Raw genomic sequence first — 13,680 nt, forward strand, 5'->3', positions numbered from 1 at the left:
ACTATGGAGTTAACAATTTCTTATTCGCAATTAATGTTGATGAACTATGACGGTGATCAGCCTTACGTTGACTGGACGGATGCAGATTTTGAAAGAGGTTATGCGAAGGCGGATGGAGCTGTTATTTTTGAAGCACTCTCTGATTATACTTGTGAAGTAAAAGTGACTTGCGGGAAACATATTGAGAAAGAAGAAGTGATTAGAACGGTTACAGTTCCTTTTTCAGTTGAAAATGAATGTATCGTTGTAACAAGTATTCTTTCAAATAAATTTCAAATCCCTATTCCAAATGGTGAGTATACAGTTGTATTACAGGCAACGCCTCTTGAAGAACCAACGGATGATGAATTATATAAAATACAATACGAATTCTTTTTTGAAAGTAAAGAATAAAAAATGGGTTATCCTGAGAAAAGGATAACCCATTTTTGTTATGCGTTTGTTTTTAACAAGGAACGAGCATCTTTTGCTGCTTGCACCATGTGCTCTAAAGCCGGAATAACTTCTTCTGTTCTTCTCGTTTTTAAACCGCAGTCAGGATTAATCCAGAAATATTTAGGATCGCATACTTCTAAAGATTGTTCTACGATTTTATACATTTCATCTTTACTCGGTACACGTGGGCTATGAATATCATATACACCTAGACCGATGCCTTTTTCATATGTTGTATGTTTTAATGTATCAATAAATTCACCGTGACTTCTTGATGTTTCGATAGAAATCACATCTGCATCTAATGCGCGAATCGCATCAACAATATCTTCAAAGTTACTGTAACACATATGCGTATGAATTTGTGTTTCATTTGCTACAGAAGAAGTTGCTAAAAGGAAGGATTGTACTGCCCATGTAATATAAGCGTCCCAATCTTTTTCTTTTAGTGGCATTCCTTCACGAAGTGCTGGCTCATCGACTTGAATTACTCGAATTCCGGAAGATTCAAGTAGTTCAATTTCATGACGAAGAGCTAATGCAATTTGATACGAAACTTCTTTTCTTGGAATGTCATTTCGAACGAAGGACCAATTTAAAATCGTAACAGGTCCAGTTAACATTCCTTTTACAACTTTCTCTGTTAAGCTTTGTGCATAAACAGTTTCCTTAATAGTCATTCCATTAATAAAGGCTACATCACCATAAATAACAGGTGGTTTTACGCAGCGGGAACCATATGATTGTACCCAACCGTTTTTAGTGAATGAGAAACCAGCAAGGCGCTCACCAAAATATTCGACCATGTCAGTTCTTTCAAATTCACCATGTACAAGGACATCAAGACCAATTTCTTCTTGGTAACGAATCCATTTTTCTGTCTCTTTTTCAATAAATTGTTCATATTGTTCATTTGAAATAATACCGTTACGCCATTCTTTTCGCGTTTGACGAACTTCAGTTGTTTGCGGGAAGCTACCGATAGTCGTTGTTGGTAACAATGGTAACTTCAGGGCAACTTGTTGTAATTCGTATCGTTTTTCAAATGGAAGAGGACGTGAAAAATCTTCTTCTTTTAGTGCTGTTCTTGCTGCTTTGACATCTTCTCGGTTACGTGCAGCAGATGAACGAATTGTATGATGTACGTTTCGATATGTTTCCAGCTCATTACTAATGCTTTCTGTACCTTGAGTCAGAGCGGAATGGATAAGAACTAACTCTTCTAATTTTTGATTTGCAAATGCCAACGCATCAAATAGCTCAGTCGATAAGTGAGTTTCTTCTGTTTTATCGATTGGTGTATGCAATAAGCTACAAGAAGGCTGAACGATGAAATCTTTCGTTAGGACTTGTTTTTGTAACGTTGTAAATAACGTAAGAACTTCATCAAGATCAGCTCTCCAAATGTTACGGCCATCTATACAACCAACAGCTAAAGTTTTATCAGCTGGGAATCCATATTTTGAAATAGCATTTAGATTACCTTCTTTACCATGAACGAAATCTAATCCAATACCTGATACTGGGAATGTAATAATTTCTTCATAGTTTTCTTCTACACTATCAAAATATGTTTGTAAAAGAAGAGTCGCATTTGGAACTTCTTTACGAATAGCTTCATAAATTTCTTTTGCTTGTTGAACTTCTTCTTTCGTTAAAGAAGCGAAAATCGGTTCATCAACTTGAATGATTTGTGCACCTGCTGCATGTAGTTCTGAAAGAAGTTGTACGTACGGTGCAACTAATTGTTTTAAAATAGTAGCAAATTGATCTTGTTTATAACCTTTTGCTAATTTTAAGAAAGTATATGGACCTAAAATAACAGGCTTTCCATCTACACCTAATTCTTGTTTTGCCTCTTCATATAAGCGAAGTGGACGATTGTCTTTTAATGAGATTTTTAATCCCTCTTCATATTCTGGAACTATATAATGATAGTTTGTGTTAAACCATTTTGTCATTTCAGAAGCGACATGATCTTTAGACCCACGTGCCATTGCAAAATATACATCAAGATAAGATGTAAACTCAGAAAAACGTGATGGGATAAATCCTAACATATAAGCAGTATCCAGAACGTGATCATAATATGTAAAATCGCCGATTGGAATTAGTTCAATTCCTTTTTCTTGCTGTACTTTTACGTGCTGAAGGCGAATTTCTTTCATTGTTGTTAAAAATTGTTCTTCATTGATTTTATTGGACCAAAAAGCTTCTAGTGTTTTTTTCCACTCACGCTGTAGTCCAATACGTGGATAACCTAAGTTACTTGTTTGAATAGCCATTTTATTAAATTCCTCCCTAATTGAAAGTAAGCATTTCCGTTTACTAGGAAATACTTATAACAAAAAGCATAAAGGCATAGAAAAATAAGCCTTCCTTTTTGTTTAACACCTCATCATCATCCGTGAATCTATCAGTGTTGTTAAAATAGGCAGGTCTCCTGACTTATGCTTCCTATAATTTCTTTCACCTTCCCGTTTTCACAGTGGCAACAAAAAGAAATCTCGGCATTTACAGTGGCGGGACCGTGTTGGAGTTTCACCAATCTTCCCTTTTAAACACGAAACGAAATGTTCGTGTACCTATTTTCCTTTTGAAAGGAATTTAACAAGCGATATGATATTGAAACAAATTCTAACATAATTTTTGGAATTTTGTCTACTGTTTTAAAATAAGAAAATTTCAAAGTTTTTATTTCTTATTATTTTAAATATTATGAAATTAGATGAGGTAAATGGAGGTATAAAAATTGAAATGAAATTTGGATTAAGCCTATAAAGAAGAAGCATATCTTCTTTATAGGCTTAACTTCTATCTATATCAATTTCTGAAAGGCGTCCTGCAATCGCATCTGTAAGGAGGGTGTTTAACCATTGCAATTCAACTGTAATATGTTCAATAACGCTTTGCAAAATATAGCGCTGTGCACGTGGGATGTGTCCTTTGCTACTATCATATATAGTTTGCATGTTATGTAAATATTGAATGGTATCATTTTTCTTTTTTTCTAAGATAGGAACTAACTCTTGGTCATCACCAAATTGAGCGAAAGAGAGTGCTGAATAGATCGGTTTATATATTTGGTTTTTGGCTTCGAATTGTTTTAATAGTAACGTATGAAATAACTGTTTACCCGTTTCTGTTATATGAAAGATTGTTTTATCTGGTCTATTCGTATCTCGAACAATAGTTGTAATACGAATTGCATCTTGTTTTTCTAATTGCTCGAAGGCGTAGTAGAGTGAACCTTTTGCATATTTAATATAACAATCCATTTGTCTTTCTTTCATTATATGCTGCACTTCATATGGATGTTTATCCCCTTCGAGCAGCAAGCCGAGAATGACTAATTTCATACTCATGCTGTCTCAACTCCTATATAGAAACTTTATTACTTTTTGTAAAGGCTACTAACCAGTGGGTGTGAAAAAAACGGCTGATTAAAGTTTTATTTGTATACATATTATAAACGGCATATCCTTTTACATAAAGGATATGCCGTTACTTTTTTCTAGACTAACTTACTTGCTTTTGTTTTTGTTTCGTTTTTGGTCCTGTAAAGAGGCGTTCATTTCCCATTAGTAAAATACAAATAATACTTAGTACAGCTGGGATAAGCGCCCAGAAGAATGTACTTGCAATGGATGTAGCGAGCGCTTCTTTAATGCCAGTTAATATTTCAGCTGGTATTTTATCGGTAGCACCTGGCGATAATAAGAAGCTTGTGTCGCCACCCTTTGGGGCTAATTTTGCTAGTTCAGAAGGGAACACAGTGTTTAGTTTATCTGTAAAAATATGATTTTGAATTGTGCCGAAAATCGTTACACCAAGAGTCATGCCGAGTGAACGGAAGAATGAATTTGTTGATGTAGCAGAACCACGGTCTCTCATTTCTAATTTGTGGATAGAAGACATACTTAAAACTGAAAACGAGAAACCAACACCAATTCCAGCGAGAACCATAAATAGCGTTACGAGTACACGTGGTGTGTCCATTGTTAAAGTACTTAGTAAATAAATACCAAGAACGAAGAAAACTCCAGATGCCATCATAATGTTACGATAACTTGTTCGAGAAGCTAACTGTCCGCCAGTTTGACTTCCAATTACAGAGCCAACCATCATAGGTGTTAAAATTAATCCAGCATTTGAGGCTGAACCACCGAGAACACCTTGAACGAAGATAGGAATATACACGGTACAGATGATAAAAGCGGCACCGTAGAAAAAGGCAACGCCTTGGCTAGCTGCGAATAAAGGTTTTTTAAATAAATGGAAAGAAATGATAGGCTCAGTCGCTTTTCGTTCTACGAAGAAGAAAATAATAAGCATAACAACAACAGTAGTAAATAAACCGATAATTACAGTGGAATCCCATGCATATTCTTTACCACCAAGTTCTAATGCAAACATTAAGCAAACGATACTAACGACAAGTGTAATAGCACCAGCCCAGTCAATTTTTTGTTTTCTAAATTCTAGAGATTCGCTGTAGTATTTAGTAATGAAGAAGAAGGAGATAAGCCCTAATGGAATATTAATATAGAAGACCCAATGCCAACTTATATAGTCTGTAATATAAGCACCTAATAAAGGTCCAAATACACTAGATGTTCCAAAAACGGCACCGAATAATCCTGTCATTTTCCCTCGTTTTTCAGGTGGGAATATGTCGTACATAATTGTAAAAGCGATAGGCATAAGAGCACCACCACCAATACCTTGAATAGCTCTATAAATACTTAGTTGCTCAATACTTGAAGCTGTCCCGCAAAGTGCAGAGCCGAATAAGAATAGAATAAGTCCACCAATATAAAAGCGTTTCCGTCCGTACATGTCAGAAAGTTTTCCGAAAATCGGCATCCCTGCCATTGTTGCCACCATGTATGCCGATGTAACCCAAACGAACTTATCAAATCCACCTAGGTCCCCGACAATCGTTGCCATTGCTGTCGCAACGATTGTATTATCCATTGCTGCCATTAAAATACCAAGTAGTAAACCAGCAACAACAAATTTTGTATGGTTGGATTCTTTTTTTGATAGTTGTGTTTCCAAATATAACCCTCCCTTAATAATAAGTAAACTACATTAAGTTTTGAATGTAGCACATAAAAATCTAAAGTATAGTCTCTCCTGAATCCTCTTACATAAGTACATTGCCATGCATAAAGAATATTATAGTCAAATTTGACTAAAAGGCAAACTTTTTCTTCCGTCAAAATATTTTTTGTATGGGCAGAAAAAGAGAGGCAATACTTAATATTGTTGTAAAGTCAATGAAGGAAATTGTAAAAAAATATTTTAGTAAGAAGACCCTCTGTTAACAGAGGAAAAATGGTTTTTTCTTTATATTGTCGAATAGGATAAAAGGAAGAGAAATATTAAATATCCTTTGTAACAAATTTTAATAATTTTGGTAGTTTATTGTGTAGGAGGCGGAATAAGGTTGTATGGATGATACATCTGAAATGAGGTGAATATATATTATGAAAATATGGGAACGAATTTCGGATCAAAGAAGATGTTCGATACCGCTACAACCAGTATTGTGGATTGATGGTTCAAAGAAGGAAAACGAATTTCCTAATGTAGCAGTAACATTACAAATCCGTAGTATGTATAAAGAAAAATTTTCATATGAACTGACCTATGATGTAAATGACATACTTATTATTCAAATTGTAGTTGAAAATAAAGGACTTGAAATGATTTCGCGAGTTATTGTAAGTCATATGATTCGAGATTATTTTGTATATATTCCAAATTCCTTAAAGGTTGATAAGGGGATGAGTGAGTTTCTATTCCAGCTCGTAAGGTGGCGAATCGATAATTTATTACCGAATGAGAAGGTGGAATTAATTTGTAAAATAAAAGCAAACAAAGCTACAGCTCTCAAAAATGCATTCTTTCAGGCTACATACACATTTCAATATGAAGGAGTATCGTATGGCCCACTGCAAACGAATGAAGTTGTTGTGCGCCAATGACGAAAAGGAACCTATGTGAAAGGTTCCTTTTTTAGTGAAGGTTGTGTTTTTTGAGTATTTTCTTTTGTTCCATACCTTTTTTTCCTACATAGTTATTTTTATAGCAAAAGTATAGAATAAATAAAAATGAAACAACATTGACAATAGCGTCGATTTGATCGTTGGTAATAAAGTTGAATCCGAAAGAGGTAAATAGTAATTTTAATGATAACAGAAACCCTGCTAGTAAACGCATAGCATCTAATAGATTGTCCTTTTGTAGCATATAGGCCACTCCTTTCTAATAACGATATATAGTATATATATGAAATAGAATAGAGAAGGTATACAAGATTAAGTGGAAATGTACACCTAATATGTACATTTTTTATTTTGTAGAAAAACATTATTGTTATAGAAACATATATTGGTATAGAAGGGAGGAAAAGTATGAAACATAAAGGAAAAATTAGTGGATTATTACTTGGGAATACAGTGGCAGTTACAGAATGGATTGCACTTCAGGATGTAATTACAAAACTGGATTCGCGATCATTTTATACCGTCTTTATTATTTATATATTGCAAATGATACTAAGTTGTTATTTTGGATATTGGTACGATAAAAGAGCGAGTGGGCGTCTGAATACGGAAGTAGGAGGCATGGCAAGCAACGATTTTGTTGTTGATTTTTTTGGGAAAGTAGCTGCTTTATCTGAACGGGATTCTCGAAATATTACAGTGTATATTCTTTCTATCAAAGGATGGGATGAATTAAAAGACACTGTACAAGAAAAAAAATTGGAAGCATTGGTACAAAAATTGGAGTGTACCATTGTAAAGACGATTCGGAAAGGTGATGTCGTTACGAAGTGGGATGAAAATAAGTATGTGATTGTAGCGATTGATAATGGTCACGAAAAATCAACAATAACAAATCGATTAATGAAAAATATTGAAAGCGAAATAGAAAATGACTTACTCAGTGTGACGCTATTATTTGGAGCTGCTAGCTATCCAGTAGAAGGGAAAACTTTTGAAGAATTGTTAAGAAAGGCGCAAAATCAATTGTATCATTATAGAAATTTACAAGGAAATGAGTGAAACTTTGATTTAAAGAAGTATGATATAAAGAAGTTTTGATTGTAACATTTTTTTGACTTTTATTACAAAAAGAACTTTTCTTGTAATAAAAGTCTTTAAAAATATATGAAATAAGCATATAATTATAATGGATGTGTCAATGCATTTTGCACAATGTGTTTCATTTTAAAAGTGTAGAGGAAAGCATGCTCTACACTTTTCCTTTTTAGGAAATAAAAAGAATATTTGTAAGTTGTTGCGATGTAGCATTTGTACTGTGTAAAATGAACAGAAGGATTATTTGATAGAAAACGGGAAAGGGAATGATAGAATGATAGACGTGAGAGACCAACGATCATCTTTTATCAGGTGAATTATTACTGTTGTTCTTCAAATTATTATAAGTATGGTGAATTCCGTTGTACTTACATGTAATACATAGTGTAATGAGTTTTTAAAAGTACAAAGTAAATTGTTACTTAAAGATGGATAGGAAGCTACTAGATATTTCAAAGAGAATGACATGAAACGTAATTTCAAGTAATACATGTGTACAAACATTATAAACAATACCAATGATCTTTGTAAAAAAGATGCGAGTGTGAAGTGTATAACAGAGTACATACATTTCATAGTTCTTTTACACGATGATCGTTTATTAGTAGGAGGAAAAGATGTTGAAATATAGTAAATTAGCAATTGTAACTGCATTATCAATGATTTTACTAGCCGGTTGTTTCGGACCGAAACCAGAAGAGGAATTATATGTTGCATTTGAAAATGCTGCAAAGCAAGAAAAAACAATGTTTGAAGATGCAAAAAAACTTGAGACTTTAGAAAAAGAAGGACAAGAGCTATATAACCAGATTGTTCAAGAGGGAAAAGATAATAATCAGGCCGTTAAGGAAAAGCTGAATCAAGCAGTGAAAAATACAGCTGAAAGAGAAAAAGTGCTTACAAAAGAAAAAGAGGCTTTAAATAAAGCACAAGAAGAAGTGAAATCTGCTGATAAGTATGTGAAGAAGATTGAAGATAAGAAATTGAAAGATCAAGCGGATAAAGTGAAAAATACGTATGAAAAACGACATGATTCATTTAACAAGATGTATGACAGCTATAATAAATCTTTAAAACAAGAAAAAGAATTATATACAATGTTACAAGATAAGGGTGCAAAATTAAAAGATATTAGTGAGAAAGTAAAGACTGTAAATCAATCTTATAAAGATATTGAATTAGAAAAAGATAAGTTTAATGAATTTACAAAATCTTACAATGTAGAAAAAATAGCTTTTTATAAAGAAGCAAATATTAAAATTAAAGAAGAAAAAAAATAAAACAGTTTGGCCTTGCGTAGGCCAAACTGTTTTATTTTTTTGTATAGGTACGGCTATACCATGGAACAGGTTCACTTAATTTTTTTTCTTGTTTTAGTGCTTCAGGACCAATATAATCTTGAAGTGTTTTTTTTGCTACTGTTAAAGATAAGGTTGTTTTCGGGTTTCGATAGGAGGATTCAAGATGACCAAGATGTGGTAGGATTCGAAAATCTTCTTTCGTAGGAGGGATATGGAAAAAATAATCGCCTAAACGTATAAGAACATCAGATTGTTGTTGGCTAAAACGTGGATTTCTAGAAAAATGTAGTCCTTCTTTAATCGCTTTTTTTTCAGTAATTAAACGTTCTAAAGCCGTCTTTTTTAACCAGTATAAATATTTAGGATTAGTTGCAGCTTTAGCATGACGATTCACAACGAAAATAGATTGAGCTAGTCGATTAATAGAATGTTGGTTTTGTAATTGAGATTGTGGTTGTGAAGGTTTCATATTGAATCTCCTTTCAATTTTTCATTATTATACCATAAATAAATAGGTTTTTATTATATGCAAAAAGTGATTGTATATATTTTCAATATTAAAGCAATATTGTTACAAAAAACAACTATTTTGTATAATAGTAATAGAATGTGTTTTAGAAATTTGATAATGAAAGAGTGAGAAGTTTGAAAGAAATATTAAAACAACAGTATGCCATTATAGATATTGGATCCAATACAATGCGTTTAGTTATTTATGAAAAGCAAAACGGGGGTTTTTATAAAGAGATAGAAAATACGAAAGTTGTTGCTCGGTTAAGGAATTACTTAGTCGACGGTGTGCTCATTGAAGAAGGAATAGAAGTATTGTTACAAACATTATTTCAATTTCAAGAAAGTACGCGATTCCATCAGTTGCATCATGTGCTTTGTGTTGCAACAGCAACAATTAGACAGGCTGAGAATCAATATGAAATTAAAAAACTTGTTGAGGGACAAACAGACTTCACTCTTAGAGTGTTATCAGAATATGAAGAAGCACGTTACGGCTATTTAGCAGTTATGAATTCAACTTCATTCACTGAAGGAATTACAGTAGATATTGGTGGGGGGAGTACTGAAGTTACATATTTCCGAAACAGAGAGATTTTAGAGTACCATAGCTTTCCTTTTGGGGCACTGTCTTTAAAGCAACACTTTATTAAAGGGGATATTCCTACTGAAGATGAGCTAGAGAAGATTCAAACGTATTTAGAATATCAATTTCAGACATTACCGTGGTTAATCAATAAAAAATTGCCTCTTATTGCAATTGGCGGTAGTGCAAGAAATATGGTGAAAATCCATCAAAATTTAAGTTGTTACCCTATAGCAGGATTACATTTATACAAAATGAAGGAAGAAGATATTAAAAATGTAAAAGATGAATTGGAGAAACTATCGTTCGTAGAACTACAAAAGTTGGAAGGTTTAGCAAAAGATAGAGCGGATACAATTGTACCAGCGGTCGAGGTATTCCATACACTTGTTAATGTTATAGAGGCACCAGCATTTGTATTAAGTAGAAAGGGATTAAGAGAAGGTGTTTTCTATGAAGAATTAACGAAAGATTTAGGGATTTCATACTATCCAAACGTAGTTGAAGAAAATTTACATTTACTATCACATGAGTATGAGATGGATATGGAGTTTGTTATTCAACTCATTAAACATGGAAGAATGATTTGTCAACAGATTGAAGGAGTGGGTCTTATTTCTATGTCAGAAAAAGACAGGGAAGTATTCCATCAAGCAGCGAAAGTATTTAATATAGGAAAATACATAGACGATGAAGCGAGCCGTTTACATACGTTTTATTTGTTAGCGAATAAAACGATTGACGGCATGATGCATAAAGATCGAGTGAGATTAGCGCTTATTGCATCTTATAAATCAAAAATGTTATTTAAACAACATTTATCTCCATTTGAAGGTTGGTTTGATAAAAGTGAACAAAAAAAGATTCGTCTATTAGGAGCTGTTTTACAGTTTTCAGCTGCGTTAAATGTAAGACAAAGGTTGCTTGTTGATACGATATTTATAACAGAAAACAAAGAAGGACTAACATTTAGAATTTTATGTGAGGAATCGGCATTAGCAGAAAAAGTGCAAGCTGAAAAGCAAAAAAAGCAGCTAGAACGAGTGTTGAAAACGAACATTAATTTATTATTTGAAGTAAAACGTTAAGTTGTACGGATGTCTTTACAAAAAATTTACACTTTGTAATATTGTAATTTGCTAAAATGAAAGTAACTAAATTATAGTAAAAAAGTTTCAGGGGAAGTGAAGAGAATGGAATTGCTAAAGGGGAATATAGTAAATTTAAATGATACAGCTTATTACAACAATCGTGAGTTAAGTTGGCTAGCATTTAATGAACGTGTATTACAAGAAGCGCAAGATGAAAATAATCCGCTCTTGGAAAGGTTAAAGTTTATTAGTATTTTCAGTTCGAATTTAGATGAATTTTTTATGGTACGCGTAGCAGGATTGAAAGATCAAGTGAGTGCGGGTTTTAATCAACCAGAAAATAAAGCAGGATTAACACCGAAAAAGCAGTTAAATAAAATTGCAATAAAAGCGCATGAACTAATGACTATTCAATATAACACGTTTAAAAATTATGTATTGCCAGCACTTGAATTAGAAGGAATCGAGCGTTTAACATTCCATGATTTGACGAAAGAGCAGAGAGAATTTATAGAAGAGTACTTTGATGAGCAAATTTTCCCAGTGTTAACTCCTGTAGCTATCGATGCATATCGTCCATTTCCAATGTTACTAAACAAAAGTTTGAACTTAGCGACTATTTTATATGATGAGAAGCAAGTGGAGGAAGAAAACCGTACGAAACTAGGGATTGTACAAGTACCTTCATTACTTGAACGCTTCATATTTTTACCGAGTGAAGGTCAAAAACATAAATTTATTTTATTAGAAGATGTCATTAGTGGTTTTACACATAAATTATTCACTGGGTATAAAGTGTCACCTGTTACTCGCTTCCGTATTACACGAAATGCGGATTTAACAATTCATGAAGAAGGTGCACGCGATTTATTGAAAGTCATTGAAAAAGAATTGAAAAAGCGTAAATGGGGAGCTGCCGTTCGTTTAGAGGTTGGCAAAGAACATATTGATGAAAGAGTATTGGCGTTATTGTATGAGGTGTTGGAAGTAAGAGATGAAGATGTATACATGATGGATGGACCGTTAGATTTAACATGTTTATTCTCTTTATATAAAAAATTAGCACCTTTATATGAACATCTCGTTTATCCGGCTCTTATTCCGCAACCACCTCAAGATTTAGGTGATGAAGAGGATGTATTTGAAAAAGCAATCGAGCATGATATTTTATTGCACCATCCTTTCGAATCGTTTCAGCCAGTTGTTGATTTTGTTCGTGATGCGGCAGAAGATGCCAATGTACTTGCAATCAAACAAACACTATATCGTGTAAGTGGTGATTCTCCAATTATTCAGGCGCTAAAGGTAGCGGCTGAAAAAGGAAAACAAGTGACGGTGTTGGTCGAATTAAAGGCAAGGTTTGATGAAGAAAATAATGTTCATTGGGCAAAAGAATTGGAACAGGCAGGATGTCATGTTATTTACGGTGTAAGTCACCTGAAAACACATAGTAAAATTACGCTAGTTGTAAGAAGAAAAAACGGAAAAATCGAAAGGTTCGTACATCTTGGAACCGGAAATTATAATGATGCAACAGCGAAGCTATATACTGATTTTGGCTATATTACATCACGAAAAGATTTTGGAGTCGATGCAACAAATTTCTTTAATTATTTGAGCGGTTATACAACGAAACCGCATTTTCATCATTTATCGGTTGCACCGTTTGATATAAGAGAGCAATTTATGGATTTAATAGATGAAGAAATTCGTTATCATAGGCAATATGGAAATGGCTATATTATTGCTAAGATGAATTCATTAACAGATAAACCATTAATAAAAAAAATGTATGAAGCATCACAAGCGGGAGTAAAGGTAGAGCTTATCGTTCGAGGAACATGTTGCCTACGGCCTGGTATTCCAAATGTAAGTGAAAATATTCGTGTAGTTAGTGTTGTGGGCAGATATTTAGAACATAGCCGTATTTACTATTTCCATCATAATGGAGAGGAGAAAATATATTTATCTTCAGCTGATTGGATGACACGTAATATGGAGAAAAGAGTAGAAATATCCTTCCCAATTTTAGATATTGAAATGAAAGCAAGAATTAAGGCGATTTTACAGCTTACTTTAGCTGATAATGTGAAAACGCGTGAACAAAATAAAGACGGTGATTACTATTATATTATTAATAGTAGTACTGAAGAAATTGATAGCCAAGTGAAGTTGTTTAAGATGGCATATCAAAATACAGACGCTGAATAATGAGAACAAATGAAAAAACCTCTTGTAAAAGAGGTTTTTTCATTTGTTCTCTACTTATTATACGTTCTCAAAATAGAAGAATGAGTAGAGAGAATAGTTTTTATTGTAAGCATGTAAATGGATTGGCTAAGAGAGAAAATACCATTGGTAGAATTGTTGCAGTACATTAATAATAGTATGGTGATTGACAAGGTCCACCGTAACAAGGATAAGGTGCTGGTGGTGGGTAAGGTGGTGGATAATACGGTCTAGGGCCGAAAGCCAATGCGCCGCCGAGCAATCCACCAGCAATTCCAGCTAGAAAGGGGACGCCAAAAAACGGAAAGAAGCGTGAGTCGCCTACTGGGCCAATAGGTGCTGAACGGACTGGGATTGGCTGATAATATGGATACATGAACAAACCTCCTTTATTGGACTCACTTTTATCATATGGT

At 33.6% G+C, this 13,680-nt stretch carries 12 protein-coding genes and 1 riboswitch; of the genes, 6 read left to right on the plus strand and 6 right to left on the minus strand.

Annotation, left to right across the window (positions count from 1 at the left end):
• Positions 1-3 precede the first annotated feature (3 nt).
• A complete protein-coding gene (gene comJ / locus BAQ48_RS24570; RefSeq protein WP_071713154.1) occupies positions 4-393 on the plus strand; it encodes a competence protein ComJ in 390 nt (129 codons plus the stop codon).
• A 38-nt stretch (positions 394-431) separates the two neighbouring features.
• Here the strand turns inward: comJ and metE are convergent, their stop codons facing one another.
• The 3 genes from metE to BAQ48_RS24585 all read right to left on the minus strand — a co-directional run bounded on the left by metE (position 432) and on the right by BAQ48_RS24585 (position 5,496).
• Positions 432-2,720: a 5-methyltetrahydropteroyltriglutamate--homocysteine S-methyltransferase gene (gene metE, locus BAQ48_RS24575; protein WP_071713155.1), complete on the minus strand. Its 2,289-nt coding sequence runs from the start codon at positions 2,718-2,720 to the stop codon at positions 432-434.
• Between the two features lie 131 nt (positions 2,721-2,851).
• A riboswitch (cobalamin riboswitch) is annotated at positions 2,852-3,039 on the minus strand.
• Positions 3,040-3,242: 203 nt separating this feature from the next.
• Positions 3,243-3,800, minus strand: a complete 558-nt coding sequence (locus tag BAQ48_RS24580) for a PadR family transcriptional regulator (RefSeq protein WP_000062056.1) — start codon at positions 3,798-3,800, stop codon at positions 3,243-3,245.
• Between the two features lie 154 nt (positions 3,801-3,954).
• Positions 3,955-5,496: an MDR family MFS transporter gene (locus tag BAQ48_RS24585; protein WP_071713156.1), complete on the minus strand. Its 1,542-nt coding sequence runs from the start codon at positions 5,494-5,496 to the stop codon at positions 3,955-3,957.
• Positions 5,497-5,927: 431 nt separating this feature from the next.
• Between BAQ48_RS24585 and BAQ48_RS24590 the strand changes: the two genes are divergently transcribed.
• Complete coding sequence (locus BAQ48_RS24590; RefSeq protein WP_071713157.1) at positions 5,928-6,428, plus strand: hypothetical protein; 501 nt, start codon at positions 5,928-5,930, stop codon at positions 6,426-6,428.
• A gap of 31 nt (positions 6,429-6,459) precedes the next feature.
• Here BAQ48_RS24590 and BAQ48_RS24595 read toward each other — a convergent pair whose 3' ends face one another.
• Positions 6,460-6,693, minus strand: coding sequence for an SPP1 phage holin family protein (locus BAQ48_RS24595; protein WP_071713158.1), 234 nt, complete (start codon positions 6,691-6,693; stop codon positions 6,460-6,462).
• A 164-nt stretch (positions 6,694-6,857) separates the two neighbouring features.
• Here BAQ48_RS24595 and BAQ48_RS24600 point away from each other — a divergent pair, with 164 nt between their 5' ends.
• Positions 6,858-7,511: a diguanylate cyclase domain-containing protein gene (locus tag BAQ48_RS24600; RefSeq protein WP_071713159.1), complete on the plus strand. Its 654-nt coding sequence runs from the start codon at positions 6,858-6,860 to the stop codon at positions 7,509-7,511.
• 653 nt (positions 7,512-8,164) lie between these two features.
• On the plus strand, positions 8,165-8,827 hold the full coding sequence (locus tag BAQ48_RS24605; RefSeq protein WP_000922481.1) for a YkyA family protein: 663 nt from the start codon (positions 8,165-8,167) through the stop codon (positions 8,825-8,827).
• A 31-nt stretch (positions 8,828-8,858) separates the two neighbouring features.
• Here BAQ48_RS24605 and BAQ48_RS24610 read toward each other — a convergent pair whose 3' ends face one another.
• Positions 8,859-9,317, minus strand: coding sequence for a YkyB family protein (locus tag BAQ48_RS24610; RefSeq protein ID WP_000804868.1), 459 nt, complete (start codon positions 9,315-9,317; stop codon positions 8,859-8,861).
• Positions 9,318-9,484: 167 nt separating this feature from the next.
• On the opposite strand from BAQ48_RS24610, the gene BAQ48_RS24615 reads away from it, so the two are divergent.
• On the plus strand, positions 9,485-11,032 hold the full coding sequence (locus BAQ48_RS24615) for a Ppx/GppA family phosphatase (RefSeq protein ID WP_242660490.1): 1,548 nt from the start codon (positions 9,485-9,487) through the stop codon (positions 11,030-11,032).
• 105 nt (positions 11,033-11,137) lie between these two features.
• Positions 11,138-13,246, plus strand: coding sequence for a polyphosphate kinase (locus BAQ48_RS24620; RefSeq protein ID WP_071713161.1), 2,109 nt, complete (start codon positions 11,138-11,140; stop codon positions 13,244-13,246).
• A gap of 166 nt (positions 13,247-13,412) precedes the next feature.
• On the opposite strand, the gene BAQ48_RS24625 is transcribed toward BAQ48_RS24620, so the two are convergent.
• Positions 13,413-13,640, minus strand: a complete 228-nt coding sequence (locus BAQ48_RS24625; RefSeq protein WP_000283742.1) for a hypothetical protein — start codon at positions 13,638-13,640, stop codon at positions 13,413-13,415.
• Positions 13,641-13,680 lie beyond the last annotated feature (40 nt).

It is taken from the genome of Bacillus luti, assembly GCF_001884105.1.
GTDB lineage: Bacteria > Bacillota > Bacilli > Bacillales > Bacillaceae_G > Bacillus_A > Bacillus_A luti.